This is a genomic window from Streptomyces sp. NPDC051563, from assembly GCF_044454225.1.
GTDB lineage: Bacteria > Actinomycetota > Actinomycetes > Streptomycetales > Streptomycetaceae > Streptomyces.
Genome location: NZ_JBITDL010000040.1, coordinates 49837 through 75868 on the forward strand (window position 1 = coordinate 49837; position 26032 = coordinate 75868).

At 72.1% G+C, this 26032-nt stretch carries 25 protein-coding genes and 1 riboswitch; of the genes, 13 read left to right on the forward strand and 12 right to left on the reverse strand.

The window, feature by feature from the left end; translation table 11 throughout:
- Positions 1–15 precede the first annotated feature (15 nt).
- The 3 genes from ACIA8F_RS34600 to ACIA8F_RS34610 form a co-directional block, all read right to left on the reverse strand.
- Positions 16–627: a nuclear transport factor 2 family protein gene (locus tag ACIA8F_RS34600; protein ID WP_399384851.1), complete on the reverse strand. Its 612-nt coding sequence runs from the start codon at positions 625–627 to the stop codon at positions 16–18.
- A gap of 211 nt (positions 628–838) precedes the next feature.
- On the reverse strand, positions 839–1462 hold the full coding sequence (locus tag ACIA8F_RS34605) for a response regulator (protein WP_383953186.1): 624 nt from the start codon (positions 1460–1462) through the stop codon (positions 839–841).
- Positions 1459–2739 carry a sensor histidine kinase gene (locus ACIA8F_RS34610; protein ID WP_399384853.1) on the reverse strand — a complete coding sequence of 427 codons (1281 nt, stop codon included), beginning with the start codon at positions 2737–2739 and terminating at the stop codon, positions 1459–1461. Before ACIA8F_RS34610 ends, ACIA8F_RS34605 begins: the two co-directional genes overlap by 4 nt.
- Positions 2740–3254: 515 nt before the next feature.
- On the opposite strand from ACIA8F_RS34610, the gene ACIA8F_RS34615 reads away from it, so the two are divergent.
- Both ACIA8F_RS34615 and ACIA8F_RS34620 read left to right on the forward strand, forming a co-directional pair.
- Positions 3255–3812 (forward strand): heme-binding protein, encoded by a 558-nt coding sequence (locus ACIA8F_RS34615; RefSeq protein WP_399384855.1) that lies wholly within the window; start codon positions 3255–3257, stop codon positions 3810–3812.
- A gap of 59 nt (positions 3813–3871) precedes the next feature.
- Positions 3872–5317 (forward strand): M1 family metallopeptidase, encoded by a 1446-nt coding sequence (locus ACIA8F_RS34620; protein ID WP_399384856.1) that lies wholly within the window; start codon positions 3872–3874, stop codon positions 5315–5317.
- Between the two features lie 35 nt (positions 5318–5352).
- Here the strand turns inward: ACIA8F_RS34620 and ACIA8F_RS34625 are convergent, their stop codons facing one another.
- Both ACIA8F_RS34625 and ACIA8F_RS34630 read right to left on the reverse strand, forming a co-directional pair.
- Complete coding sequence (locus ACIA8F_RS34625; RefSeq protein WP_399384859.1) at positions 5353–5871, reverse strand: GNAT family N-acetyltransferase; 519 nt, start codon at positions 5869–5871, stop codon at positions 5353–5355.
- A gap of 85 nt (positions 5872–5956) precedes the next feature.
- The gene (locus ACIA8F_RS34630; protein WP_243339523.1) at positions 5957–6532 is read right to left on the reverse strand and encodes a TerD family protein; all 576 of its coding nucleotides are present in this window, start codon (positions 6530–6532) and stop codon (positions 5957–5959) included.
- 185 nt (positions 6533–6717) lie between these two features.
- On the opposite strand from ACIA8F_RS34630, the gene arfB reads away from it, so the two are divergent.
- Positions 6718–7143 (forward strand): alternative ribosome rescue aminoacyl-tRNA hydrolase ArfB, encoded by a 426-nt coding sequence (gene arfB, locus ACIA8F_RS34635; RefSeq protein ID WP_250744548.1) that lies wholly within the window; start codon positions 6718–6720, stop codon positions 7141–7143.
- Between the two features lie 46 nt (positions 7144–7189).
- Here arfB and ACIA8F_RS34640 read toward each other — a convergent pair whose 3' ends face one another.
- Entirely contained in the window at positions 7190–7795 is a 606-nt protein-coding gene (locus ACIA8F_RS34640) for a flavin reductase family protein (RefSeq protein ID WP_399384861.1), read from the reverse strand.
- Positions 7796–8105: 310 nt separating this feature from the next.
- On the opposite strand from ACIA8F_RS34640, the gene cdgB reads away from it, so the two are divergent.
- A complete protein-coding gene (gene cdgB, locus ACIA8F_RS34645) occupies positions 8106–9833 on the forward strand; it encodes a diguanylate cyclase CdgB (protein WP_399384863.1) in 1728 nt (575 codons plus the stop codon).
- A 68-nt stretch (positions 9834–9901) separates the two neighbouring features.
- Complete coding sequence (locus ACIA8F_RS34650; RefSeq protein ID WP_399384865.1) at positions 9902–10924, forward strand: carbohydrate-binding protein; 1023 nt, start codon at positions 9902–9904, stop codon at positions 10922–10924.
- Positions 10925–10958: 34 nt separating this feature from the next.
- On the opposite strand, the gene ACIA8F_RS34655 is transcribed toward ACIA8F_RS34650, so the two are convergent.
- The 3 genes from ACIA8F_RS34655 to ACIA8F_RS34665 form a co-directional block, all read right to left on the reverse strand.
- Positions 10959–11879 (reverse strand): 1-phosphofructokinase family hexose kinase, encoded by a 921-nt coding sequence (locus ACIA8F_RS34655; protein ID WP_399384867.1) that lies wholly within the window; start codon positions 11877–11879, stop codon positions 10959–10961.
- Between the two features lie 109 nt (positions 11880–11988).
- Positions 11989–13158, reverse strand: coding sequence for an N-acetylglucosamine-6-phosphate deacetylase (nagA, locus tag ACIA8F_RS34660; RefSeq protein ID WP_399384869.1), 1170 nt, complete (start codon positions 13156–13158; stop codon positions 11989–11991).
- Entirely contained in the window at positions 13158–14090 is a 933-nt protein-coding gene (locus tag ACIA8F_RS34665) for an ROK family protein (RefSeq protein WP_399384888.1), read from the reverse strand. The genes nagA and ACIA8F_RS34665 overlap by 1 nt, the downstream gene beginning before the upstream one ends.
- A gap of 286 nt (positions 14091–14376) precedes the next feature.
- On the opposite strand from ACIA8F_RS34665, the gene ACIA8F_RS34670 reads away from it, so the two are divergent.
- The 3 genes from ACIA8F_RS34670 (at position 14377) to otsB (ending at position 16960) form a co-directional block, all read left to right on the forward strand.
- Entirely contained in the window at positions 14377–15693 is a 1317-nt protein-coding gene (locus ACIA8F_RS34670) for an extracellular solute-binding protein (protein ID WP_399384871.1), read from the forward strand.
- A gap of 106 nt (positions 15694–15799) precedes the next feature.
- The gene (locus ACIA8F_RS34675) at positions 15800–16051 is read left to right on the forward strand and encodes a DUF3263 domain-containing protein (RefSeq protein WP_399384873.1); all 252 of its coding nucleotides are present in this window, start codon (positions 15800–15802) and stop codon (positions 16049–16051) included.
- Positions 16052–16105: 54 nt separating this feature from the next.
- Complete coding sequence (otsB, locus tag ACIA8F_RS34680; RefSeq protein WP_399384874.1) at positions 16106–16960, forward strand: trehalose-phosphatase; 855 nt, start codon at positions 16106–16108, stop codon at positions 16958–16960.
- 83 nt (positions 16961–17043) lie between these two features.
- On the opposite strand, the gene ACIA8F_RS34685 is transcribed toward otsB, so the two are convergent.
- Both ACIA8F_RS34685 and ACIA8F_RS34690 read right to left on the reverse strand, forming a co-directional pair.
- Positions 17044–18507, reverse strand: a complete 1464-nt coding sequence (locus ACIA8F_RS34685) for a trehalose-6-phosphate synthase (RefSeq protein ID WP_399384875.1) — start codon at positions 18505–18507, stop codon at positions 17044–17046.
- Positions 18508–18593: 86 nt separating this feature from the next.
- Positions 18594–19589, reverse strand: coding sequence for a glucosyl-3-phosphoglycerate synthase (locus ACIA8F_RS34690; protein ID WP_399384890.1), 996 nt, complete (start codon positions 19587–19589; stop codon positions 18594–18596).
- 196 nt (positions 19590–19785) lie between these two features.
- A riboswitch (SAM riboswitch) is annotated at positions 19786–19944 on the forward strand.
- Here ACIA8F_RS34690 and thrC point away from each other — a divergent pair.
- The 4 genes from thrC to groL all read left to right on the forward strand — a co-directional run bounded on the left by thrC (position 19938) and on the right by groL (position 24227).
- Positions 19938–21278 (forward strand): threonine synthase, encoded by a 1341-nt coding sequence (gene thrC, locus ACIA8F_RS34695; RefSeq protein ID WP_399384876.1) that lies wholly within the window; start codon positions 19938–19940, stop codon positions 21276–21278. Its footprint overlaps the riboswitch before it by 7 nt.
- A gap of 36 nt (positions 21279–21314) precedes the next feature.
- On the forward strand, positions 21315–21593 hold the full coding sequence (locus tag ACIA8F_RS34700; RefSeq protein WP_399384878.1) for a MoaD/ThiS family protein: 279 nt from the start codon (positions 21315–21317) through the stop codon (positions 21591–21593).
- A 437-nt stretch (positions 21594–22030) separates the two neighbouring features.
- Complete coding sequence (locus ACIA8F_RS34705) at positions 22031–22237, forward strand: cold-shock protein (protein ID WP_008743607.1); 207 nt, start codon at positions 22031–22033, stop codon at positions 22235–22237.
- Between the two features lie 367 nt (positions 22238–22604).
- The gene (groL, locus tag ACIA8F_RS34710) at positions 22605–24227 is read left to right on the forward strand and encodes a chaperonin GroEL (RefSeq protein WP_399384880.1); all 1623 of its coding nucleotides are present in this window, start codon (positions 22605–22607) and stop codon (positions 24225–24227) included.
- A 124-nt stretch (positions 24228–24351) separates the two neighbouring features.
- On the opposite strand, the gene ACIA8F_RS34715 is transcribed toward groL, so the two are convergent.
- On the reverse strand, positions 24352–25011 hold the full coding sequence (locus ACIA8F_RS34715; RefSeq protein WP_399384882.1) for a hypothetical protein: 660 nt from the start codon (positions 25009–25011) through the stop codon (positions 24352–24354).
- Positions 25012–25158: 147 nt separating this feature from the next.
- Here ACIA8F_RS34715 and ACIA8F_RS34720 point away from each other — a divergent pair, with 147 nt between their 5' ends.
- Complete coding sequence (locus ACIA8F_RS34720; RefSeq protein WP_399384884.1) at positions 25159–25773, forward strand: phosphoribosylanthranilate isomerase; 615 nt, start codon at positions 25159–25161, stop codon at positions 25771–25773.
- The last annotated feature ends 259 nt before the right edge of the window (positions 25774–26032 follow it).

A 26032-nucleotide genomic window follows, 5' to 3' on the forward strand; every position in this document is an offset into this window, starting at 1 on the left:
CCTCTGGGACTCGGGTCAGTTCGGGTACGCGATCTGGACCGCGGTGCCGTTGTACTGCCAGAGCGGGGAGAAGATGCGCTTGCGGATCTTCCAGACGCCGGCGGACTTCACGTACTCGTCGCGGTAGCGGATGCCGCGGACGACGACGGTCTCCGGGGCGGTGGCGGTGGCCGGGTACACGAGCTGGGCGGTGGCGTGGCTGTCGCCGGTGGCGGTGTAGCGGCCGGTGACGCGGATGTAGGCGTTGGCCGTGACGTGGGTGGAGTAGCCCCAGGCCGCCGCGCCGTCGAGGTTGGCGACGACCGCCTCGATGCCGGTCTTGACGATGCCGGCGGTGCCGTCGGGGTGGGCCATCACGGTGAGGACGGCGTCGTCGGTGAAGAGGGTCCGGAAGACCGTCTTGTCCTTGGTGTCCACGGCGAAGAGGTAGGTCTCCAGCAGGCGGTTGATCGCCAGCTCGTCCTCCGCCGAACCGGCCGGGCCGGTGAAGGAGGAGGTCGACAGGTCCTCGGGCGCGGCGGCGGCGGGCGTCGCGGCGGCCAGGGCGCCGAGCCCGGCTGCGGCGGCACCGGTGCCCAGCATGGTGAGCATGCGGCGGCGTTCCGGGGCGAAATCGGTGGTCGGCATGGCGGGTTCCTCTCGACACGGCTGGTGGCGCCCGGGCCTGCTCGGGGCGGTCCGGGCACTCACGAGCCTGTCGTGTCGGCGCCTGCGGCGGATCGGCGCGGCGTACGAGCGTGATCTCGTACGGATGGACGATGCGGGGCGGGTGGGTGATGCGGGCCGGGTAGGGCGATGTGGCCCGGGTGGGCTGCCGTGCGCTGCCGTGCGGGCGGTGTCAGGGGAGGAGGCGCTGCTCCTTGGCCACCGAGACCGCGCCCGCGCGGGTGTCGACGCCGAGCTTGTCGTAGATGCGGCCCAGGTGGGTCTTGACCGTGGCCTCGCTGATGAACAGGGCGCGGGCGATGTCGCGGTTGCCGAGGCCGCGGGCGAGCTGGCCGAGGATGTCGAGCTCGCGGTCGGTCAGGGTGGGCCGGTTGCCGCCGCGCATGTGGGCCATCACGCGGCTGGCCACGGGGGCGGAGAGCGTGGTGCGGCCCTGGGCGGCGGAGTGGATCGCGGCGAACAGTTCCTCCGGGCGTTCCGCCTTCAGGAGGTAGCCGGTGGCGCCCGCACCGATGGCCCGGGTGATGTCGGCGTCGGTGTCGTACGTGGTCAGGACCAGCACGTGCGGGGGGTTCGGGGCGGCGGTGATGCGGCGGGTGGCCTCCACCCCGTCGATGCCCTCACCGAGCTGGAGGTCCATCAGGACCACGTCGGGGCGGAGTTTGGCGGCGAGCGCGACGGCCTCCTCACCGCTGCCCGCCTCGCCGAGGACCTCGATGTCCGGCTCGCTGCCGAGCAGGGCCAGCAGGCCGGCGCGGACCACGACGTGGTCGTCGCAGAGGAGGATCGTGGTCATGGGGTGGTCTCCAGGGGGATCGACGCCGACAGGACCGTGCCCTCGCCCGCGGTGGATTCGATGGTCAGGGTGCCGCCGAGCTGGCGGACGCGGGCGCGCATCGCGGGGAGGCCGTGGCCGCGTTCCCCGGCGGAGGCGCGGAGCCGGGTGAAGCCGTGGCCGTCGTCGGCCACGTCCAGGACGACCTGGTCGCCGAGGAAGCTGAGGGTGAGGGCTGCGGTACGGGCCCCCGAATGCTCCCGTACGTTCGCCAGCGCGCCCTGGGCGATGCGCAGCAGTGCCTGCTCCGCGCGGTCGGGGAGCGGGACCGGCGCGCCTTCCAGGTGGAAGCGGACCTCGATGTCCGGGCCCGCGTCCAGCGCGCGCAGGGCGTCGGGGAGACCGGCCCCGTCGGCGAGTTCGCGCGGCGCGAGGTCGTGGACCAGGCGGCGGGCCTCGGCGAGGCCGCGCGCGGTGATGTCGGTGGCGGTGCGGACGTGCGAACGGGCGGTGCCGGGGTCGCTGTCCCAGGTGCGGTCGGCGGCCTGGAGGAGCATCTGCTGGCTCGACAGGTGCTGGGCCAGGGTGTCGTGGATCTCCATCGAGAGGCGCTGGCGCTCGGCGAGGGTGCCGGCGCGGCGTTCGGTGGCGGCCAGTTCCCGGCGGGTGCGGATCAGGTCGTCGATCAGGGTCCGCTGGGCCGCGGCCTGGCGCTCCATGTGGATGAACACGGCGGTGGCGAGGGCGGCGACGGCGGGCGGCGCGAGCAGCAGGTTGGGGTCGAAGGGCTCGCCCGGGGCGGAGGTCTGCGCGAGGCGGAGCTGCGCCGCCACGACGAACACGGTGAGCAGGGCCACGAGGACGACGGCCGCGCGGGGCGGGAGGGTGCGCAGGGCCGTGTAGAAGAGCGGTACGGCGCACCAGGCGAAGCTCGGCGCGAGGACGACGAGGACCACCCAGACGGCGACGACCAGGCCTAGCCAGACGAGGCGGCGCAGGGTGGGGGCGGCGCCCAGGGCGGGGCCGAGCACGTAGAGCAGGGCCAGGGTGATGCCGAGGGCGATGATCCACGGGGTGCGGGGTTCGTCGGGGTGGCGGAGGAGGAAGCGGGCCACGGAGGCGCCGAGGAGGAGGAAGAACGCGGTGTGCATGACCGTGGCGAGGGCGCGGGTGTCTTTTCGGGGTGGGGGCGCCTGGGTCGGCTGGGTCGCCTGGGCCTGAGGCGCCTGGGCCGCCCGGCCCGTGGGGGGTGCGGGGCTCGGTGGAGCCGCCTGGCTCGGCGGGGGCGCGCTGGTCACGGGGTGCTCCTGGGGTGGTGCGGTCGTTCCATGGTGCCGGGTCGGTGTGCGGTGCGGGTGGGTGGGCGCTGCGCGGGCCGTCCCCTACCCACCCTTCCACCGTTCCCCGGGCGCTGCCCGGACCCGGTCCTCAAGCGCCGGACGGGCTGAGGAGGGGTGCCGGGCTGCGCCCGGACCCCCTGGGGCTCCGCCCCAGACCCCGGTCCTCAAACGCCGGACGGCTGAAAGACCCGGACCCGGTGCATCGACGCCGGACGGCTGAAAGACCCGGACCCGGTGCTCGAACGCCGGCGCAGCCCGACGGGGCTTTGGGAAGGGCCCCGGCAGGGGTCGGGGAAGGACCAGGTAAGCGTCCCGTCGGGGCAGGCCGCATCAACCGATCGGTTGACCCTCGGGTCGGCCGGTGGGGGGCGGGTTCGGAGCCGGTACGGGGACGGGGGGGTGGGGGTGGCGGGGAGAGGCTTGGAGCAACGGCAGGACAGCCCGCCGTGCCGACGTTCACAGGAGCAGCAGACATGAACACCCGCACCCGCGTTCTCACCGGTACCGCCCTCGCCGTCGCCCTCGGCGCCGGAGCCCTCGGCGCGGTCAGCGCCAACGCCGCCCCGGCTTCCGCTCCGGCCGCGGCCTCGGCCGCCGTCGCGAAGAAGGACGGGGGCAAGAAGAACTTCACCACCACCACGCACCTCACCATCGACGCCGCCACCCGCGCCGCCCAGGCCGCGCTGGACGCCGCCGAGAGCGAGAACCAGAAGGTGACCGTCGCGGTCGTCGACCGCAACGGCAACACCATCGTCACCCTGCGCGGCGACGGCGCCGGTCCGCAGTCCTACGACTCGGCGCAGCGCAAGGCCTTCACCGCCGTGTCCTGGAACGCCCCGACCTCGGTGCTCGCCGGCCGCCTCGCGCAGACCCCGAACCTGAAGGACATCCCGGGCACCCTGTTCCTCGGCGGCGGCACCCCCGTCCAGGCCGACGGCGCCCCGGTCGCGGGTGTCGGCGTGGCCGGTGCTCCGAGCGGTGACCTGGACGAGAAGTTCGCCAAGGCCGGCGTGGACGCCCTCAACAAGTAGGGACGCCCTCACCGAGGAGAAGAGTCCGGCACTGCCTCACGGGACGTAGTCTCGAACGCGTGGATCACCGCGTTCTCTCCCGCCTCGCCGCCCCCGCCGTCGCCGCCCTGCTCGCCCTCACCACGGGCTGCACGGGGGAGACCGTGCAGGGGCGGCCGGGTGCGTCGGGGGTGCGCGACCCGTTCTTCCCGAAGGCCGGCAACGGCGGCTACCAGGTCGAGCACTACGCCCTGGACCTCGACTACGACCCGGCCGACGGGCGGCTGCACGCCACCGCCGTGATCACCGCCCGTGCCGGGCAGGGGCTCAGTTCCTTCAACCTCGACCTCAGCGGTCTGGAGGTGGAGGGCGTGCGGGTGCAGGGTGCGGGTGCCCGCTTCAACCGCACCGGCAACGAGCTGACGGTGCGCCCCGCCGAGGACCTGGAGCGGGGCGAGGTCTTCCGTACGGAGGTCGACTACTCCGGCCGGCCCAGGCCCGTCACCGACCCCGACGGGTCCGAGGAGGGGTGGATCGTCACCCCGGGCGGCAAGGGCGCGGTGGCCGTCGGCGAGCCCGTCGGGTCGATGGGCTGGTTCCCGGGGAACCACCACCCGAGCGACAAGGCCGCGTACGACATCACGGTGACCGTCCCGAAGGGCTACGAGGCCGTGTCCAACGGTGAGCTGCGCTCCCGTACGGAAACGGGCGACGGGCGGACCGTGTTCGCCTGGCACTCGGCGGAGCCGATGGCGAGTTACCTGGCGACGGTGGCCGTCGGGAAGTTCGAGGTGTCGACCGGGCGGACCGCCTCCGGGATCCCCCTCTACACGGCGGTCGCGCCCGGGGAGGCGGCGGCGAGCCGGGCCGTGCTCGCGCGGCTGCCCGAGATGGTGGAGTGGGGCGCGGGGCGGTTCGGCCCGTACCCCTTCTCCGCGTCGGGCGCGATCGTGCTGCCCGCGCACAGCCTGGGCTACGCGCTGGAGACCCAGACCCGGCCGGTGTTCTCGGGGGCTCCGGGCAGCGAGGAGCTGCTGCTGCACGAGCTGGCGCACCAGTGGTTCGGGGACTCGGTGTCGCCGAAGTCCTGGAAGGACATGTGGCTCAACGAGGGGTTCGCGACCTACGCCGAGTGGCTGTGGTCCGAGGACCACGGCGGCCCGAGCGCGCAGCAGCACTTCGACGCCTACCTCACCGGTGACACCCGCGTCGACCGGGAGGCGGGCTCGGACTGGGGCGCCTTCCCGCCGGCCGCCCCGCCCGGCCCGAAGGAGATCTCCGGGTCCCCGGTGTACGGGCGCGGGGCGATGGTCCTGCAGCGGGTCCGTCAGGAGGCCGGCGACGAGAAGTTCTTCGCCCTGCTGCGGGGCTGGGCGGCCGACCATCGGCACGGGAACGCGTCCACGGCCGAGTTCACCGCCTACGCGCAGGAGAAGACGGGCCGCGACCTGTCGGAGGTCTGGGACGTGTGGCTGTACGGGAAGGACCGCCCGAAGGCGCCGAAGCACCCGGCGAAGGCCTCGTAGCCCTGCCCTGCAGGGCCTTGCCTGCAGCGCCTTGCCTACAGGGCCTTGCGCAGGACCGTGCAGGGGCGGCCCGCCTCGCGGTCGGGGGCGTGGCGCAGGGTGAGGTAGCCCTGGGCCTGCCAGAAGGCGAGGGCCTTGTCGTTGGCGTCGAGCACGGCGATCCGTACGCCCTTGCGCCCCGCGTCGCGGAAGCGGTCCTCGACCATGGCGACCACGGCCCGGCCGTAGCCCTCGCGGTGCGCGGTGGCGTCGATGAGCAGGAGGCCGATCCACGGGTCGGGGTCCTCGGCCGCCGGATCGGGATGGTGGGCGAGGGTGGCGGCCAGGCCTACGAGGCGTCCGGCGGAGCGGGCGAGGAGGACCTCGGCGCCCTCGTGGGCGAGCTCGTCGGCGAGGGCGGCGGCGACCTGCTCGACCGTGATGCGGCCGGGGTCGGGGAAATCGCCGCTGAGCTCGAAGAACGCGTGGTTGGTCGCGTAGAGCGTGGCGATTTCGGTGAGGACCGGGCCCGGCAGGGCGCCGTCCTCGAGGGGAGCGAGCGGCAGGAGGATCACGTACGGAACGGTAGCGAAGCCCCCTCCCCGGACGGCCGGGAGGGGGCTCCAGCTGCGACGCGTCCGTGGACGCGGGTGCTCAGGGTCAGACGTTGACGCCGAAGTCCTGGGCGATGCCGGTGAGGCCGGAGGCGTAACCCTGGCCCACGGCGCGGAACTTCCACTCGGCGCCGTTGCGGTAGAGCTCGCCGAAGACCATGGCGGTCTCGGTCGCCGCGTCCTCGGAGAGGTCGTAGCGGGCGATCTCGACGCCGCCGGCCTGGTTCACGACGCGGATGTAGGCGTTGCGGACCTGGCCGAAGTTCTGGCTGCGGGTCTCGGCGTCGTAGATGGAGACCGGGAAGACGATCTTGTCCACGTCGGCGGGCAGGCCGGCGAGGTTGACGTTGATGGCCTCGTCGTCGCCCGCGCCCTCGCCGGTGCGGTTGTCGCCGGTGTGCACGATGGTCTGGTCCGGGGTGGACTTGTTGTTGAAGAAGACGAAGTGGCCGTCGGAGACGACCTTGCCCTGCGCGTTGACCGCGATGGCCGAGGCGTCCAGGTCGAAGTCCACACCGGTGGTCGTGCGGGTGTCCCAGCCCAGGCCGACCGTGACGGCCGCGAGGCCCGGGGCCTCCTTGCTGAGCGAGACGTTTCCGCCCTTGGAGAGGCTTACTGCCATGGTGACTGGTGTCCCTTCCTAGTCTCACTTGGTCTCACTCGTCGTACCGACCGTGAGGCGCCCAAGGTACCGCTGCCCTCCATAACGCGGGGAGAGGGGCGGCAGGTTCCGCAATCGGGGAATTGTCCGCGATGCGGGCCGAAATGCGGGTGACGGGGCACCGGCGGGCACGGATCATAGGGGGCATGCCTGGTCCCTATGTCATCCGCGGTTCGGTCGTGCTCCCCGAGGGCGAGCTCGCCTGGCGCTTCTCGCGGTCCTCCGGGCCGGGCGGCCAGCACGTGAACACCTCGGACTCGCGCGTGGAGCTCCTCTTCGACGTCGCGGCGACGAAGTCGCTGCCCGACGTGTGGAAGGAGCGGGCGCTGGAGCGCCTCGCCTCCCGGCTGGTCGACGGGGTGGTGACGGTACGGGCCTCCGAGCACCGCTCGCAGTTCCGCAACCGGGAGATGGCGCTGGTCCGGCTGGCCGCGCTGCTGGCCGAGGCCACGGCGCCGCCGCCGAAGGCGCGCCGGGCGACGAAGATCCCCCGGGGGATCAACGAGCGGCGGCTGCGCGAGAAGAAGGCCCGCGGGGAGACCAAGCGGGGACGCAACGCGCGGGACTGGTAGCTCGGGCGCCGGGTGCCGGCAGCTCAGGGCGCCAGGTGCCGGCAGCTCAGAGCGCCAGGTGCCGGTAGCGCCCGCGGAAGTACGTCAGCGGCGGGGAGTCCGGTGCCGGCTGGGCGGCGGTGAGGACGTGGCCGATGACGAGGGTGTGGTCGCCCGCCTCGACGCGGTTCTCCGTACGGCACTCCAGGGTGGCCAGGGCATCCGAGAGCAGCGGGGCGCCGGAGACGCCGCCGCGCGTGCAGGGCAGGTCCGCGAAGAGCAGCCGGTCGCTGATGCGGTTCTTCATCGAGAACCGGCTCGCGATCTGGAGCTGGTGGCCGGCGAGCACCGATACCGCCCACAGCGGCTGCTCGGCCAGCAGGTCGTCCATCCGGGAGTCCCGGCGCACGCTGACGAGGACCAGGGGCGGTTCCAGGGACACGGACATGAAGGCGGTCGCCGTCATGCCGACGTCCTCACCGCGCCGGCCGTCGGCGGACAGGGGCGGTTCCTGCGCGGTGATCAGGCACACGCCCGCCGCCAGTCGGGACATCGCGGCCCGGAACTCGTCGTTGCTCACCCCCTCAGCATGGGGTGCGGGTACGGAAAGTGGTGTCACGGGGGTCGTAGGGGGCACGGTCAGGACGCTACTGTCACCCGTCGCGCGGCGCATCGGGCGGAAGCCCGAGCAGCGCCCCCGCCCGTCGGCCTAGGCCGGCCCGGTCCGCACCCGTTCCCGGCGTATCTCTTGCCCCGGTCTTTTGCTTCCGGGAACAGTCCGGACGAACCGGTTGGAACGAACCCCGGCGGAGCGGCACGGCGGTCACCTATATTCATCTCATGTGACTTGAGTCACAGAGAGCAAGATTTGTTGACCCTGTGTACCTGCCGCACAGCTCACTGTGATTCAGTGGACGGGACAACGCAACGAAGCGCCGATGACAAACCTGGAGTTGCTGTCGAGGTCTCGGGGAGAGCGAGCAATGGAGGCCGAGTCGGAGCCGTACGTCCGTCTTGCGACCCTGCGGCAGCTGCACCGGGTGGTGGCCGAGCTCAATACGGCCCGGAGCCTGGCGGACACCCTGCAGACCGTCGTGGACGGCATCGTCCTCGGCCTCGGCTACGAACTCGCCTGCGTCAACCTCGTTCGCCCCGACGGTGATCTGGTCGTCGCCGCCTTCGCGGGAGACCCCGCCGCAGAAGCCCTGATCACCGGCCGCGTCGGCTCGCGCGCCTCCTGGGAACGCCGCCTGACGATGGGCGAGAACTGGGACGGCCTGCGCTTCATCCCGCACACCGAGGGCTGGGTCCTCGTCGAGGACGACGTCCCGCAGTGGCACACCGAGGGCCCCGATCCGCGGTTCGAGGACGAGTGGCACCCCGAGGACCGGCTCTACGCCCCCATGTACGCCTCCGGCGGCGAACTGCTCGGCGTGGTCTCCGTGGACCGCCCCCGCAACGGCCGCCGGCCCGGCGCCTGGGGCCGCGAAGCGCTCCAGATGTACGCCTTCCAGGCCGCGATTGCCATCAGCAACGCGCGGCTGCGCGCCAACATGCAGCGGGCGCTGGTCCGGCTGGAGCGTGAACAGCAGGCCCTGCGCGCCAGTGAGGAGTCGTTCCGCCAGGCCTTCGAGTACGCGCCGAGCGGCATGGCCATCGCCGAGATGGGCGGGGACCAGCACGGCCGGCTGCTGCGCACCAACGACGCGCTGTGCCGGCTGCTGGGCCGGCCCGCCTCCGTGCTGCGCCGGTACTCCTTCTCCGACCTCGTGCACCCCGAGGACATCGGCACCCTGCTGCGGACCTCCGCCGAGGGCGGCCGCGCCGAGCTGAGGCTGGGGCGGCGCGACGGCACGTACGTCTGGGTCTCGCTGCGCAACTCCGTGGTCGCCGACGCCGCCGACGGGCCGCGGTTCCTGCTCACGCACGTCGAGGACATCGAGGAGCGCAAGCGGCACGAGCTGCAGCTCGCCCACCGGGCCAGCCACGACTCGCTGACCGGCCTGCCCAACAGCGCCGAACTCCGCTCCCGCCTCGGTGCGCGGCTCTGCCGCCGCCCGCAGTCGGTGCGCGCCACCGCCGTGGAGGCGCTGGACGCCGCCTTCGAGACCCGGCCCACGGTGGAGGCCGGCTCCGGTCAGCACGGTGCGCACGGCGAGCACGGGTACCGGCCCGACGGCTTCCCCGAGCCCTTCGAGTTCCCCGGGGGCATGGGCGGCCCCGGCGGCATGCCGGGCGGGGGCTCGGCCGCGGGGGGTCCGTACGACCACCACGTGCACACGGTCGCCCCGGCGACCGACATCGACGACGGTACGAAGGGGCTCGCGGTGCTCTTCTGCGACCTCGACGGCTTCAAGTCGATCAACGACCGGTTCGGGCACCACACCGGCGACGCGGTCCTGATCGAGGTGGCCCGGCGGCTGACGACCGGGGTCCGCGACGGGGACACGGTGGCCCGGCTGGGCGGCGACGAGTTCGTCGTCCTCGCCGACGGGCTGGGCGCCGCGGATGCCGCCGACCTCGCCGTGCGGCTGCGGAACGCCATCATCCCGCCGATCCGGGTGGACGGCCGTGCGGTCCGCGTGGGAGCCAGTTTCGGCATCGGCTGGGCGAGCTGCGGCATGTCGGCCGACGAGGTGCTGCGCTCGGCCGACCAGCGCATGTACATCGAGAAGCGCTCCCGTTCGAAGGCGCACCGCCGAGCCGGGTAAGCTTTCGGGCCGCCCGTGGGCGCACCTGTTCGGGGTAGGCTCCCCGGGGTCGAAAGGAGTGACCTGCGATGACGACGCCCGCGAACCACGGCCCGAACAACGGGGCGAACCAGCCCGAGGATGACGACCCGTTCGGCTACCTCTACGAGGACGGCCAGGCCGCGGGGGCCACCCCGCCCGGGCAGGGCGGCGGGTACGGCTACCCGGGACCGGCCGGCGGTCAGCCGGGCGTGCCCAGGACCTCGTACAACCAGGTCCGCACCGTCGGTGACCGGCCCTACGGCGGTCAGCGCGGGCCCGTTCCCTATCAGCAGGGTCCGCAGCAGCAGCCGCCCTACCAGGCCCAGTACCAGGCTCCCGAGGCGCTCCAGGCGGGCGGCTACGGCGTTCCGCCGCAGCAGCAGCCCCCGCAGTACACCCAGTCCGTTCCGCTGCCGGGCTCCGGCGGCGGCCACGGCGGTGGCGGCGGGTCCAGCCGCAAGGGCATGCTCATCGCGGCCGTCGCGGTGGTCGCCGCGGTGGCGATCGGCATCGGCGCGGCGGTGATCTTCGGCAAGAAGGACGACACCGACAAGGGCAAGGACACCGCGACCACGGGCCAGAGCCCGTCGGCCCCCGCCCCGACCGCCCCCTCGGGCCAGCCGAGCGGCTCCGCGTCCGCGGAAGCCCCGATGCCCAAGGGCGACGCGGGCGGCTCCGGCATGGTGATCAGCGGCGGCGCCAAGCTGGAGAGCGCGGTGCCCGGTGCCAAGAGCGCGGGCGGCCAGTACGTCGGCGGCTTCGCCCAGCAGGGTGCGGCCGTGACCTGGACGCTGGAGGTTCCCAAGGCCGGCGAGTACACCTTCCGGATGTACTACGGCGTGCCGGGCAAGGACGCCAGCATGACGCTGTCGATCAACGAGGTCGCGCAGAGCCGGGCGATCAACATGAAGAACTTCGCGAAGGCCGCCGAGGGTGCCTGGGACAAGGGCTGGACCAACACCTACTCCTACGTGAACCTCAAGCAGGGCACGAACACCATCAAGATCTCCTGCGAGGCGGGCAACTCCTGCGAGGCGGTCATCGACCAGTTCGTCCTCGAGAAGCGCTGACCGGCGGGCCGTACCGGCCGTAGGCGGCGTCCCCCTAGCCCTCCGTGACCTTCACCGACCCCCGTACCTCCTCGTAGGTGCGGGGGTCGAAGTCTCCCGCGGTGGGGGCGGCGACCGTGGCGGCCGAGAGGGCGACCGCGCGGGTCAGGCGGTCGGGCCAGTCCAGGCCTTCGGTGAGGGCCGAGAGGAGGCCGGCGACGGCGGAGTCGCCGGCGCCGGTGGGGTTGCCCGCCAGGGTGCGGGGCGGGGCGGCGCGCCAGGTGCCGCGGGCGGTGGCGGCGAGCAGGCCTTCGGGGCCGAGCGAGGTGACCACGGCGTGGGCCCCGCGGCGGCGGGCGTCGCGGGTGGCGGGGAGCGGGTCGCGGGACCCGGTGAGCTCGGCGAGCTCGGCGGCGTTCGGTTTGATCACGTCGGGGCGGGCGGCGACCCCGCGGCGCAGGGCCTCGCCGCTGGTGTCGAGCAGGACGGGTACGCCGGCCGTGCGGGCGGCGCGTACGAGGGTGGCGTAGGCCCCCACGGGCACGCCCGGGGGCAGGCTGCCGCACAGGGCGACCGCGCGGGCGCCGCCCGTCAGCAGGGCCTCGTAGCGGGAGAGGAACCCGGACCACTCGGCGGCGGTGATCAGCGGGCCGGGTTCGTTGAACTGCGTGGTGTCCCCGGAGGCCTCGTCGACGACGGCCAGGGTGCGGCGGGTGGTGCCCGCGCAGGGGACCAGCGCGTCGCGGACGCCGGGGGAGCCGGCGAGCAGCTGCCGTACGAGGGCTCCGGTGGGGCCGCCCGCGAAGCCGGTCGCGGTGACCTCGTGGCCGATCGCGGCGAGCACGCGGGCCACGTTCAGGCCCTTGCCGCCGGGGCGTTCGGTGACCTCGGTGACGCGGTGGGAGGCGTGCGCGAGCAGGCGCGGTACGCGGTAGGTGACGTCGAGCGCGGTGTTGAGCGTCACGGTCAGGATCATGCGGGCCCCGGGTTCTGGTGGGTGCGGCCTCGGCCGGGGCAACAGCATGCCAAACGTGTGAGCGGTCGGCCCAGTACCCCCGGCCGACCGCTTTCGCGTACGGCTGCGGTCAGTTCCCCGCCGCGAGCGGGTCCACGATCCATTCGCCGCGCCGCATGACGCCCCGGACGTCGAAGGCGGAGTCGAGGACGACGAGGTCCGCGTACTTGCCGGGTTCCAGCGAGCCGACCTGGTCGTAGACGCCGATCAGCTTGGCCGGGTTGGCGGAGATCGCCTGGACCACGGATTCGACGGGGAGCTTGTCGAGGGTGACGGACCGCTTGAAGGCGGTGTCCAGGGTGAGGGTGGAGCCCGCGATGGAGCCGCCCTCGACGAGGCGGGCGACGCCCTCCTTGACCTCGACCTCCAGCGGGCCGAGGTGGTAGATCCCGTCGCCGAAGCCGGCCGCGTCCATCGCGTCGGTGATCAGCGCCACCCGGTGCGCGCCCGCGTGGTGGAAGGCGAGCTCCAGCATGGCCGGGTGCAGGTGGGTGCCGTCGTTGATCAGCTCGACGGTGACCCGCTCGTCCTCCAGCAGGGCCGCGATGGGGCCGGGGGCGCGGTGCTCCAGGCCGGGCATCGCGTTGTAGAGGTGGGTGGCCACGGTCGCGCCCGCGTCGATGGCCTCGCAGGTCTGCTCGTACGTGGAGTCCGTGTGGCCGATCGCCGCGATGACCCCGTGCTCGGCGAGCAGCCGTACGGAGTCCAGGCCGCCGGGGAGCTCGGTGGCGAGGGTGAACATGCGGGCGGCGCCGTGCGAGGCGTCGATCAGCTTGCGGACCTCGGCCGGGTCGGGGTCGCGCAGCAGGTCTTCCTTGTGGGCGCCCTTGCGGCAGGGGTTGATGAACGGCCCCTCGAAGTGGATGCCCGCGATGTCGCCCTGCTGGGTCAGCTCGGCGAGCAGTCCGGCGCGCCGGGCGAGCTCGTCCAGGTCCCCGGTGACGGTGGAGGCCACCAGGGTGGTGGTGCCGTGCTCGCGGTGGGTCCGTACGCCTTTGAGCACCTCCTCGGCGGTGCCGGAGGTGAAGGAGGCGCCGCCGCCGCCGTGGTTGTGCATGTCGACGAAGCCGGGGACGATCAGGCACCCGGTGAGGTCGACGACGGCCGCGTTCTCCTCGGCGCTGCCGGCGATCCGGTCGCCGTCGACGATGAGGCGCCCGCCCTTGACGATGCCCGTGGGCAGCACCACGTCGGCGCCGGAGAGAACGGTGCTGCGGCCCACATGTGCGCTTCCGGACATCAGGCTGGTACCTCCGTGGCGAGTAGATCCCAGGCGAGCAGCCCTGCACCCAGGCATCCGGCGGTGTCCCCGAGGGCCGCCGGAACGATGTGGGGCAGCCGCTGGAACGTCACGCGTTCCTCGACGGCCGTCCGTAGTGGTGTGAACAAGGTTTCCCCCGCCTCGGCCAGTCCGCCACCGATGATCAGCGTGCGCGGGTCCAGCAGGGTGATCGCGGTGACCAGCCCGTCGGCCAGGGCGCCGATGGCGGCGAGCCAGACCTCCCGGGCGCGCTCGTCGCCGGATTCGACGGCCTTGGCGCAGTCCGCGGCGTCCGCCTCGGGGTCGCCGGAGGCGGCCGCCCAGGCGCGGCTGACGGCGGAGGCGGAGGCCAGGGTCTCCAGGCAGCCGCGCTGGCCGCAGCCGCAGGCGGGTCCGCCGGGGCGGACCACGATGTGGCCGATCTCGCCCGCGTACCCGTGCGCGCCGGCCTCGATGCGGCCGGCGATGCCGATGGCTCCGGCGATGCCGGTGCCCAGGGGCACGAACAGGAAGCGGTCGGCGCCGCGGCCCGCGCCGATGCGGCCCTCGGCGAGTCCGCCCGTGCGGACGTCGTGGCCGAGGGCGACGGGGATGCCGCCGAGGCGTCTGCCGAGCAGTTCGCGCATGGGGACGTCGCGCCAGCCCAGGTTCGCCGCGTAGACGGCTATCCCGTTCTCGGCGTCGACGATGCCGGGGACGGCGACACCGGCCGCGGAGGCGGTGGTGGCGAAGCGTTCCCGGCCGAGGTCGAGGAGCTCGGAGGCGAAGTCCTGGATCGTCTCGACGACGGCTTCGGCGCCCCGCTCGCGGCCGGTGGCGCGGCGCGCTTCGTGGAGCAGGGTGCCGTCGGCGGCGACGAGGGCGGCCTTCATCCCAGTGCCGCCCACATCGAGGGCGATGACGTGTTTCACGGGTTTCACGGGTGACAGTCTCGCGTGATCGGAGGGTAAAGGTCTAGTCCACTGAGAGGGATTGTTGAGCAGCCATACAAATTCAGGACCTTCGTCGGCCGCCGGGCCGGTACGCGGGCCCGTATGCGGGTCCGTACGTGTGTGCGCACGCGTGGGCACGGGTGTGGGCGCACGGGTGGGTGCGTGCAGGGCGTGTGCACGTTTGGGGCCGGGTGTTGACCAGGCATAAAAGTGGTGTAGACCTTTACGCGAATCGTACGGAACAACTTGGGGTGGAACGAGAACTGTGAAGGCCCGAACTCTCCAGGCCCGAAAGCTGAACCTCGCCGCGTCCGGTCTCGCACTGTGCCTGACCACCGTGACGCTCACCGGCTGCGGCGCCGTGTCGGGCCTCGCGGGTGACAACGAGGTCACCCTGAAGGTCGTGGCGGCCGACTACGGGGACAAACCGGAAAACTCCTCCAAGCCGTACTGGAAGGACCTCGCCTCGGCCTTCGAGAAGAAGAACCCGGGCATCAAGGTCCAGGTCGACGTCTACTCCTGGGAGGACGTCGACGCCAAGGTCGCCGAGATGGTCAAGGCCGGCGACGCCCCCGACATAGCCCAGATCGGCGCCTACGCCGACTACGCGGCCGAGGGCAAGCTGTACTCCGCCGACGAGCTGCTCTCGGTGACCACCGAAGCCGACTTCCTCGCACCCCTCGCCGACGCGGGCAAGGTCAGGCGTAACCAGTACGGCCTGCCCTTCGTGGCCAGCACCCGGCTGATGTTCTACAACGAGAAGCTGTTCGCCGACGCCGGCATCATCCCCAAGGACGGCAAGACCCCCTGGCAGCCCAAGAGCTGGGGCGAGCTGGAGGCCGCCGCCAAGAAGCTCAAGGCGGCCGGCGTCCCCACCCCCCTCGCACTGCCCATGGGCCGCGAGGAGGCACAGGCCGAGACGATGCAGTGGCTGCTCTCGGGCGGCGGAGGCTACGCCGACAACGAAGAGCAGTACTCGATCGACTCCGCGGACAACGTCAACACCCTGGAGTTCCTGCGCGACAAGCTCGTCGGCGCGGGCCTGACCGGCCCCGTCGAACCGGCCAAGCTGAACCGCCAGGCCGCCTTCGACTCCTTCTCCCGCGGCGAGGTCGGCATGCTCAACGGGCACCCGACCCTGCTCAAGCAGGCCGCCGCGAAGGGCATCAAGTACGGCATGACCCCCATGCCCACCGCCGACGGGGCCGGACACCCGACGATGGGCGTCGCCGACTGGGTGATGGCCTTCAAGACCGGCCACCAGACGCAGTCCGGGAAGTTCCTCGACTTCCTGTACGAGGCCGAGAACGTGACGGCCTTCACCGAGAAGTACGACCTGCTCCCCGTCACCACCAGCGGATCCCGGGCGATGGAAGCCTCCACCGGAGCCTCGTCGGCCGAGCTCAAGACCTTCCTGCACGCACTGCCCAACGCCCGGCTCTACCCGGTCGGCAAGAAGTCCTGGGCGGCCGTCAGCGAGGACGTCAAGAAGAACATCGGCAAGGCCGTGCAGCCCGGCGGACAGCCCGAGAAGATCCTCGGGGACCTCGCGGAGATGGCGCGCAAGGCCGAACCCCGCTGACCGGAGCCGGCTGACCGGAGCCGGCTGCCGCCGGCCGGTGCGCGACCGGCCGGCCGCGGTCGGAGGGCCGGGGGGCGCTGTCGGAGGGCGGCGTTAACCTGGCCGTATGACGGACGCGGACGAGAGGCCGCCGGCCGGGCTGAGCCCCGACGAAGCGGCCGTACTGGCCTACGAGGCCCGCACCTGGCCCGGGCCGGGCGCCAAGGAACGGGCCATAAGGGAGGGACTGGGGATGCCCCCGGTCCGGTACTACCAGCTGCTCAACGCGCTGATGGACGACCCCAGGGCCCTGGAGCACGCCCCCGGCACCGTGAACCGGCTGCGGCGCATCCGCGAGGCCCAGCGGGCCCGGCGGTAGCGGCTGTGACCCGCGCCGTAGCCGTGGCCCGGCAGGGCCGTTAGGGTCGTGCGTATGGGGAGCCATCCGCACGATCTGCCGATGCCCGACACGACCGCCGGACGCGAGGGGCTGGAAGCCCTGCTCCGCGCGCCGCGACGCTCCGTCGTCGCCCTGGACTTCGACGGCACCCTCGCCGACATCGTCCCCGACCCCGACCAGGCACGGGCCCACCCCGGAGCCGTCGCCGCGCTCGCCGCCCTCGCCCCCGAGGTCGGCTCCATCGCGGTGGTCACCGGCCGGCCCGCCGGGGTCGCCGTCCGCTACGGCGGCTTCGCCGGGGTCCCGGGACTCGAACACCTGGTGGTCCTCGGACACTACGGAGCCGAGCGCTGGGACGCCGTGAGCGGCAACGTGCACGCGCCCGCCGAGCATCCGGGGGTGGCGGCGGTCCGGGCGGAGCTGCCCGGGTTCCTGGACGCGATCGGCGCGTGGCGCGGCACGTGGATCGAGGAGAAGGGCCAGGCCCTGGCCGTCCACACCCGCCGCGCGGCCGACCCGGAAGCGGCCTTCGAGGCCCTGCGGGAGCCCCTGGCGGGGCTCGCGGCCCGGCACGGCCTGATGGTCGAACCGGGGCGGGCCGTACTGGAACTGCGGCCGCCCGGGATGGACAAGGGGGTCGCGCTCACGGAGTACCTCGCGGAGGTCGGGGCGGAGGCGGTGCTCTATGCCGGCGACGACCTGGGGGACCTCGCGGCGTACTCGGCGGTCGAGAAGCTGCGGGCCGGGGGCATGCCGGGGCTGCTGCTCTGCAGCGGCTCGGAGGTCCCTGACCTGGCCGCCCGCGCGGACCTCATCCTCCCCGGCCCGTCCCAGGTGGTCAGCTTCCTGTCCACCCTGGCCCGAACCGTGACCGCCCCGCCTGCCTGACGGACCGCCCGCCCCGCCTTCCTGAGGCACCGCTCACACCGCTGCGCGGGAACTCCGTCCCGCGCGGCGGCGCTGCGGGGTGGTCAGGGGCGCAGGGCCTTGAGCTGGGACGTGAGCCACTGGGTCGGGGGGAGGGCCGTGGCGGTGGCCGCCAGGCGCTTCGTGCGGTCCGCGCGCTCCGCGGCCGGCATGGACAGGGCCGCGTGGAGCGCTTCCGCGGTCGCCGTGACGTCGTACGGGTTCACGGTCAGCGCATCCGCCCGGAGCTCCTGGTACGCCCCCGCCCCGGTGGACAGCACCAGCACGCACCCCGCCTCCGAGACCACCGGGATCTCCTTCGCGACGAGGTTCATGCCGTCCCGCACGGGATTGACCAGCGCCACGTCCGCCAGCCGGTACGCCGCCAGCGACCGCGCGAAGTCGTCCTCGACGGAGACGAGCACCGGCTGCCAGTCGGCCGTGCCGAACTCCTCGTTGATCGACGCCGCCAGCTCCCGCACCGACTCGGTGTACTCCCGGTAGACGGTCAGGTCCTGCCGGGAGGGGTAGGCGGAGGCCAGGTGGACGACCCGCTCCCGCCATTCGGGGTGGACCGTGAGCAGCTCCCGGTACGCCAGCAGCCCGCGCAGGATGTTCTTCGACAGCTCCGTCCGGTCCACCCGGACGATCGTCTTCAGCCCGCCGACCTCCGCCCGCAGCGCGGCCAGCTTGTCGTCGACCTCCGGCCGGTGCGCGAGCGCGCGCAGCTCGTCCCCGTCGACGCCGAGGGGGTAGGGCTTCACTTCGGTGAACCGGCGCTCCCCGAGCCCGGTCCCGCCGGGAGCCGCCTTGGCGTGCCACACCCCGCGCTCCGGGGTTCCGGTCGGGGAGTGCGGCTGCGCGATACCGCCCGCGTCGTCGAAGTTCGCGCCGTGCATGAAGTTGAAGGCCCACTCCCACGTGTGGAACCCCAGCTGGTCCGCCCCGAGCATCCCCCGGACCAGCTGGCGCCGGATGTCGTCCGGGAGCATCTCCAGGAACTCCCGAGAGGCCCACGGCGTGTGCGTGAAGTGCCCGATCCGCAGGTCGGGGCGGAGCTCCCGGAGCATTCCCGGGGCCAGGGCCAGGTGGTAGTCCTGGATCAGGACCGTCGCGCCCTCGGCCGCCTCCTGCGCGAGCGCCGTCGCGAAGGCCTCGTTGTACGTGACGTAAGAGCCCCAGCGCCGCCGGAACTCCGCGTCGAAGACCGGCTCGCGCGGGATCTCGTACAGGTGGTGGTGGAGGAACCACAGCACCGAGTTCGCGATGCCGTTGTACGCGTCGTCGTAGACCTCCGGGTCGATCGGCAGCATCCGTACGCCCGGCTCGGCGACCCCCCGCCGTACCGCCTCCCGGTCCGCGTCCGACAGCGCCGCGCAGATCCACAGCGCGTCCGGCTGTTCCGCGAGGGCGGTGGAGAGGCCGGAGACGAGACCGCCCCCGCCGCGGCGGGCACTGAGCGTGCCGTCCGCGGCGAGGGCGTACGAGAGGGGGCCGCGATTCGCGGCGACGAGCACCTGGGAAGCCATGCGGCGAACCTAGCCCGCCTCGCCGCCGGTCAAACGTCGCCGCCCGGGTGTGCGCCGGACCGAGAGGAAGACCACACCGCCGGGTGCTACGCCACGCGGCGCCGTGCGTACTCCTCGACGTCCCGCATCGGCGGCCGCTCCTCGGTGTCCACGGCGTAGGTGTGCGGTACGAAGCCCTCCGGCCCCCGCTCGAACTGCGTCAGCTCGGGGCGTACGAGGTGCCCGCGCGAGAGCCTCACCTGAGCCGTGCGGTAGATCGCGGCGGCCATCCGGCCCAGTGCCTGACCGTCCTGGTGCCGGTGCAGCCGGACGCCCACGTCCACCTGGGCCAGTGCGTCCAGCCCGGCCGTGTGCAGCGCGTCCACCAGCAGCCCCAGCTCGACCCCGTAGCCCACGGGGAACGGCAGCCGCTCCAGGAGCTCGCGGCGTACGGCGTACTCGCCGCCCAGCGGCTGCACGAAACCGGCCAGCAGCGGCCAGTGCAGGTTGAGCAGGGGGCGGGCCACCAGTTCGGTGACCCGGCCGCCCTGGCCGTGGGCCGTGGCGGAGGCCGGATCGGCCGGAGCCGCCCGGTCGACGGACTCCAGGCCGAAGGGGCGGTCGTACATCGCCTTGACGAACCGCACCTCCGGATCGGTCAGCAGCGGGCCGACGATCCCGGAGACGAAGGCGGACGAGAAATCGCGCAGGTCGGCGTCCACGAAGCAGACGATGTCGCCGGTGGTGACCAGCAGCGAGCGCCACAGCACCTCGCCCTTGCCGGGCAGCGCCGGGATCCGCGGCAGCACCTCGTCGCGGTGCACCACCCGGGCCCCGGCCTTGGCCGCGACCTCCGCGGTGCGGTCGGTGGAACCCGAGTCGATCACCACGAGCTCGTCCACCAGCGGCACCGGCAGGCCCTCGATCAGATCGCGCCGGATCACCTCGACGATCTCGCCGACCGTCGCCTCCTCGTTCAGCGCCGGCAACACCACGCTCACCGTGGTCCCCGCTGCCCGCTTGGCGGAAAGCAGCTGGCCGAGCGGTCGGTCGGCGGCGGACCAGGAGCGGTCTGCCAACCAGCGCTCCACCTCTTCCAGCACCTTCAGCACTCCCTGTTCATCACTGGGCTCTTCACTGGTTTGGACCGAAATGTGATCCATCTCGCGGTTCGGACGGCTGTCTCAACCACCCGGGCCTTCGGTTACAGTCTTGAACAACGCAATGGCCCACCGCATGCCGGGGGGCCCGCGTACAAACGCACCGGCGCGCCATAGAGCGCGTGTGCCGGTGCCATACCGCTCATCCAGAGGGGCAGAGGGACACGGCCCGTTGAAGCCCCGGCAACCCTCCAGTCGGTTCTCGCGATCGCGCATTCCAGCGCCGCCAGCGAGGTCCCCGGCTAGGGAAGGTGCCAATTCCGTCTCATGGCGAAGTGCGCCATGGGGAAGATGAGGAGAAAGGGCCTCGCCATCATGGCTGCACAGTCTGTCGCAACCTCTGCCGAAACCGTCGAAAGCACTGAAAACGCTTCTGGCACCTCCGTCGATCTCGGTCCCGCCACCGGCCTTTCCTGTCGTGAGTGCGGTACCCGCTTCGAGCTCGGCCCGATCTTCGCCTGCGCCGAGTGCTTCGGCCCGCTCGAAGTCGCCTACGAGCTGCCCCTGGGAGACCCGGAAGCCCTGCGCGCCGCCATCGAGGCCGGCCCGAACAACATCTGGCGCTACGCGCCGCTGCTGCCCGTCCCGGCGGACGTGGCCTCCAAGCCGAGCCTGAACCCCGGCTTCACCAAGCTCGTGGACGCGGCCAACCTGGCCAAGGAGCTCGGGGTCACCGGCAAGCTGTACGTCAAGGACGACTCCGGCAACCCGACGCACTCCTTCAAGGACCGCGTCGTGGCCATCGCCGTCGAGGCCGCCCGCGCCTTCGGCTTCACCACCCTCTCCTGCTCCTCCACCGGCAACCTGGCCGGCGCCGTCGGCGCCGCGGCCGCCCGGGCCGGCTTCCGCTCCTGCGTGTTCATCCCGCACGACCTGGAGCAGGGCAAGGTCGTCATGGCCGGTGTCTACGGTGGCGACCTGGTCGGCATCGAGGGCAACTACGACGACGTCAACCGGTTCTGCTCCGAGCTCATCGGCGACCCGCTGGGCGAGGGCTGGGGCTTCGTCAACGTCAACCTGCGCCCGTACTACGGCGAGGGCTCCAAGACCCTGGCGTACGAGATCTGCGAGCAGCTCGGCTGGCAGCTGCCCGACCAGATCGTCATCCCGATCGCGTCCGGCTCGCAGCTCACGAAGATCGACAAGGGTCTCCAGGAACTGATCAAGCTGGGCCTCGTCGAGGACAAGCCGTACAAGATCTTCGGCGCCCAGGCCGAGGGCTGCTCGCCCGTCTCGACCGCCTTCAAGGCCGGTCACGAGGTGGTCCGCCCGCAGAAGCCGAACACCATCGCCAAGTCGCTGGCCATCGGCAACCCGGCGGACGGCCCGTACGTCCTGGACATCGCGCGCCGCACCGGCGGGTACGTCGAGGACGTCAACGACACCCAGGTCGTCGAGGCGATCAAGCTCCTCGCCCAGACCGAGGGCATCTTCGCCGAGACCGCGGGCGGCGTGACCGTCGGCGTGACGAAGAAGCTCGTCGAGAACGGGCAGCTCGACCCCGCGCTGACCACCGTGATCCTGAACACCGGTGACGGCCTCAAGACCCTGGAGGCGGTGGCCGAAGGCGGTGGCCAGACCGCCACCATCCGCCCCAGCCTGGACGCGTTCCGCGCCGCCAACCTGGCCTGATCTCTTCTCCCTGCACACCGGAAAGGCAGTAGCGCCATGAGCGTCAACGTCCGCATCCCCACCATCCTGCGCACCTACACCGGCGGCCAGGCCGAGGTCTCCGCCGAGGGCGCGACCCTCGAAGAGGTCATCCAGTCCCTGGAGGCCGGCCACCCCGGCATCGCCGCGCGCGTCCTGGACGACCAGGGCAAGCTGCGCCGCTTCGTCAACGTCTACGTGAACGACGACGACGTGCGCTTCGAGGGCGGGCTGCAGACGGCGACTCCGGACGGCGCCGGCATCTCGATCATCCCGGCCGTCGCCGGCGGCTGCTGACCCCGCGTGACGCAGCCCGCGTGACACCGTCCGCGTGACACCGTCCGCCTAACATCGTGCGGAAACTGAATTGCCCCCTCCGGTAATAAACGGAGGGGGCAATTCTGCTTGATTGGACGCGGTAAGGTTGGGGAAGTCCCCTCCGCTGTTCTTGCCCGCCGCATATGAGCGGGCCGCGTGAGGGTTGACATTGAGTCAACATGCAAGTGCGCTATGGGACGTTGGCCTGGTTTGTCCGGCCCGAGTTGCCCTGGAATATTCCTGGTTTTCACCCTATTTCAATGTTTTGGCGTGTCCAGAATTCTCGTCGGAATGACCTGTTGCAGACAGCAGCGGTGCGGATACATTCAGCCCCGGTCGAGGCGTTCCGGCGCAAGTTCTGACCCGGGACCGCGAAGTGCGGTCCTGCGCAAGGGCCAGTAATAGGGGAGTTAGGCATGGCTCAGGGCACCGTCAAGTGGTTCAACGCGGAGAAGGGCTACGGCTTCATCGCGGTCGACGGTGGTGCGGATGTGTTCGTCCACTACAGCGCCATCCAGATGGACGGGTACCGCACCCTTGAAGAGGGTCAGCGGGTCGAATTCGAGATCTCGCAGGGCCAGAAGGGTCCGCAGGCGGACATGGTCAAGCTCGCCGCCGGCTAGTCCGACCGCGATCGACCACCGACGCGTACGCGGCCACGCACAGCGGTCGCGCACGAGGCACAACGACATATGTACGAGGGGCCCACATCCTGGACACGGGATGCGGGCCCCTCGTGCGTGGCGGCTCCGGCGCCCTTGCGGTGCCCGGGTGTTCATCCCGGGTTGCCCCAAGCCGCTTGCACTCGGAGGGGTCGAGTGCTAATCATTGGCGTTAGCACTCTCCGGGTGAGAGTGCTACTAAACGAGGACCGGGTCGGTGAGGCCCGCAGGGTCCGGTGGGAAGGAACCGCCGGGCACGCAGGCCGTCCGTCGCGGGCGCGGGCGCGGTCCGGGAGCAATCCACCGCTGTCCGGGAGGACCACTTCAGATGGCCAAGATCATTGCGTTCGACGAGGAGGCCCGTCGCGGCCTCGAGCGTGGGATGAACCAGCTCGCCGACGCCGTCAAGGTCACCCTTGGCCCCAAGGGTCGCAACGTCGTCCTTGAGAAGAAGTGGGGCGCGCCCACGATCACCAACGATGGTGTCTCCATCGCCAAGGAGATCGAGCTCGAGGACCCGTACGAGAAGATCGGCGCCGAGCTGGTCAAGGAAGTCGCCAAGAAGACGGACGACGTCGCCGGCGACGGTACGACCACCGCCACCGTTCTCGCCCAGGCGCTCGTCCGCGAGGGCCTGCGCAACGTGGCCGCCGGTGCGAACCCGATGGCCCTCAAGCGCGGTATCGAGAAGGCCGTCGAGGCCGTCTCCGCCGCCCTGCTGGCGCAGGCCAAGGATGTCGAGACCAAGGAGCAGATCGCTTCCACGGCCTCCATCTCCGCCGCCGACACCCAGATCGGCGAGCTCATCGCCGAGGCCATGGACAAGGTCGGCAAGGAAGGCGTCATCACGGTCGAGGAGTCGCAGACCTTCGGCCTGGAGCTCGAGCTCACCGAGGGCATGCGCTTCGACAAGGGCTACATCTCGGCGTACTTCGCCACCGACATGGAGCGCATGGAGTCGTCCCTCGACGACCCGTACATCCTGATCGTCAACTCCAAGATCGGCTCGGTCAAGGACCTGCTGCCGCTCCTGGAGAAGGTCATGCAGTCCGGCAAGCCGCTGCTGATCATCGCCGAGGACGTCGAGGGCGAGGCGCTCTCCACCCTCGTCGTCAACAAGATCCGCGGCACCTTCAAGTCCGTCGCCGTCAAGGCTCCGGGCTTCGGTGACCGTCGCAAGGCCATGCTCGGCGACATCGCCATCCTCACGGGCGGCACCGTCATCTCCGAGGAGGTCGGCCTCAAGCTCGAGAACGCCGGTCTCGACCTGCTCGGCCGCGCCCGCAAGGTCGTCATCACCAAGGACGAGACGACCATCGTCGACGGCTCCGGTGACAGCGACCAGGTCCAGGGCCGCGTCAACCAGATCCGCGCCGAGATCGAGAACTCCGACTCGGACTACGACCGCGAGAAGCTGCAGGAGCGACTGGCGAAGCTCGCCGGCGGTGTCGCGGTCATCAAGGCCGGCGCCGCGACCGAGGTCGAGCTCAAGGAGCGCAAGCACCGCATCGAGGACGCCGTTCGCAACGCGAAGGCGGCCGTCGAAGAGGGCATCGTCGCCGGTGGCGGCGTGGCCCTGCTGCAGGCCTCCTCGGTCTTCGACAAGCTGGAGCTCACCGGCGACGAGGCGACCGGCGCCAACGCCGTCAAGCTCGCGCTGGAGGCCCCGCTCAAGCAGATCGCCGTCAACGGTGGTCTCGAGGGCGGCGTCGTCGTGGAGAAGGTCCGCAACCTGCAGATCGGTTGGGGCCTGAACGCCGCGACCGGCGAGTACGTGGACATGATCGCGTCGGGCATCATCGACCCGGCGAAGGTCACCCGCTCTGCCCTGCAGAACGCGGCGTCCATCGCGGCCCTCTTCCTCACCACCGAGGCCGTCATCGCCGACAAGCCCGAGAAGGCCGGCGCGGCTGCCGGCGGCGGCATGCCGGGCGGCGACATGGACTTCTGATCCACCCCGGGCTCCGGCCCGACGGTAGATCGGCGGTTCGCTGCGCGCACCACGCAGCACGCAGTACGTACACGTACCGAGGGCGGCACCCCTTCCTGACGGAGGGGGTGCCGCCCTCGGGCGTTCACCGACCTTTGCCGAGGGCGCCGAGCACCCCCAGCAGGGATGCGAGCCCGACCGCGCAGAGGGCCGCGGCGCGCAGGCCCCAGGCGTGGAGGTCGGCGGCCCGCTCCGGCTGCACCTGGCCCCGGGGGTCGTAGACCAGCCGCAGCTGCTCGCCGGTCTTCGCGATCTCCTGTTCCCTGGTCAGCTGGGCGGGACCGCCCGGCGGGCAGTCCAGCCGATGGTCGTACGCGACGGTGTGGCTGAGGCGCTGGCCCTCGGGGCCGAAGGCGGAATCCGTCTCGACCCGGGAGGTCACCTCCCTGACCACGCACGTGACCTCGACGCCGCGCTCCCGCAGCACCAGATCGTCCACGCCCATCAGGGCGATGAACACGCCGGCGACCGCGGGCAGCCCGGCCAGGACGGCGAGGGCCGAGCCGCGGCGCCCGCCCGCGGCGAAGGAGTGCAGGGCGAGGCCGGACAGGGGAACGAAGAGCCCGAAGAGGGCCACCCAGGCGTCGCCCAGCCGGCCGTCGCCCAGCCAGCCGGTCGCTCCCGCCCAGCCGGCCGCGAGCGCCGTCGCGGTGGCGAGGGCCGGCGCGGCGGCGGCGGCCAGGACCCGTCCGGGCGGGCGCCACCATGAGTCCCGTATCGGATCGTTCGCGTCACCCGTCGCCATCCCCGCCCCCTTCGGTCCCCGGCTCCTGCTTCCGGTACGTACACGCCGGGGAGTGCCCGGATGGTTGAGGTCGCATGCGCCGTCCGACGGTGCCCGCGATGCGGGACCGTCCTTCGATGCCCCCGTACGAGCTGATTGACTGCATGCATGAGTGACGTGAGCGATGTGTTCGTCAAGATCTGCGGGCTGCGGACCGCGCACGACGTCGAGGTGGCCGTGGCGGCCGGGGCCGATGCCGTCGGGTTCGTGTTCGCGCCCGGCAGCCCGCGTACGGTCGATGCCGCGACGGCTCGGGCGCTGGCCGCCGGGGTGCCGGCCGGGGTGCTCACGGTCGGGGTGTTCCGGGGGCAGTCCGTCGCCGAGGTGCGGCGGTTCGCCGAGGAGAGCGGTGTACGGGGCGTGCAGCTGCACGGTGAGGAGGGCCCGGAGGAGTTCGCGGCGCTGCGCGCCGAGGGGCGGACGCTGCTGCGGGCCACCTCGCGGCGGGTGCAGCGCTGCGGGGAGTACGGGGAGGACCTGCTGCTCCTCGACGCCCCGGACCCGGGCTCCGGCAAGCCGTGGAACTGGGGCTCGGCGGAGTTCAAGGCACCCTCGGGGCGGTGGCTCCTGGCGGGCGGTCTGACTCCGGGCAACGTGGGTGAGGCGGTTGCGGTCACCGGGGCGTGGGGTGTGGACGTGTCCAGTGGCGTGGAGAGTTCGCGCGGGGTGAAGTCCCCGGACCTCATCCGGGCCTTCGTCGCGGCGGCGCGGGGGGTTGCCTGAGGCCCGTCGTGTGCGGCGCCGCTGCCGGGGACGCTGTCCCCGGACCCCTGCGCCTCAAGCGCCGGCGGGGCTGGGTTGTGCCGGGGCGTGCTGGCTGCGGGGGGTGGGGCGGTGCCGGGGGCGGGGTGGGGTGTTGGCCTGGACTGCATGATTTAGGCGCCCCACCCCCAACATTCGACAGTTGTGGCTTCCCCACGCGCCACAAATCACGCTCTACGTCCAGGCCAACACCCCACCCCGCCCCCGTCCCCGCCCCTGC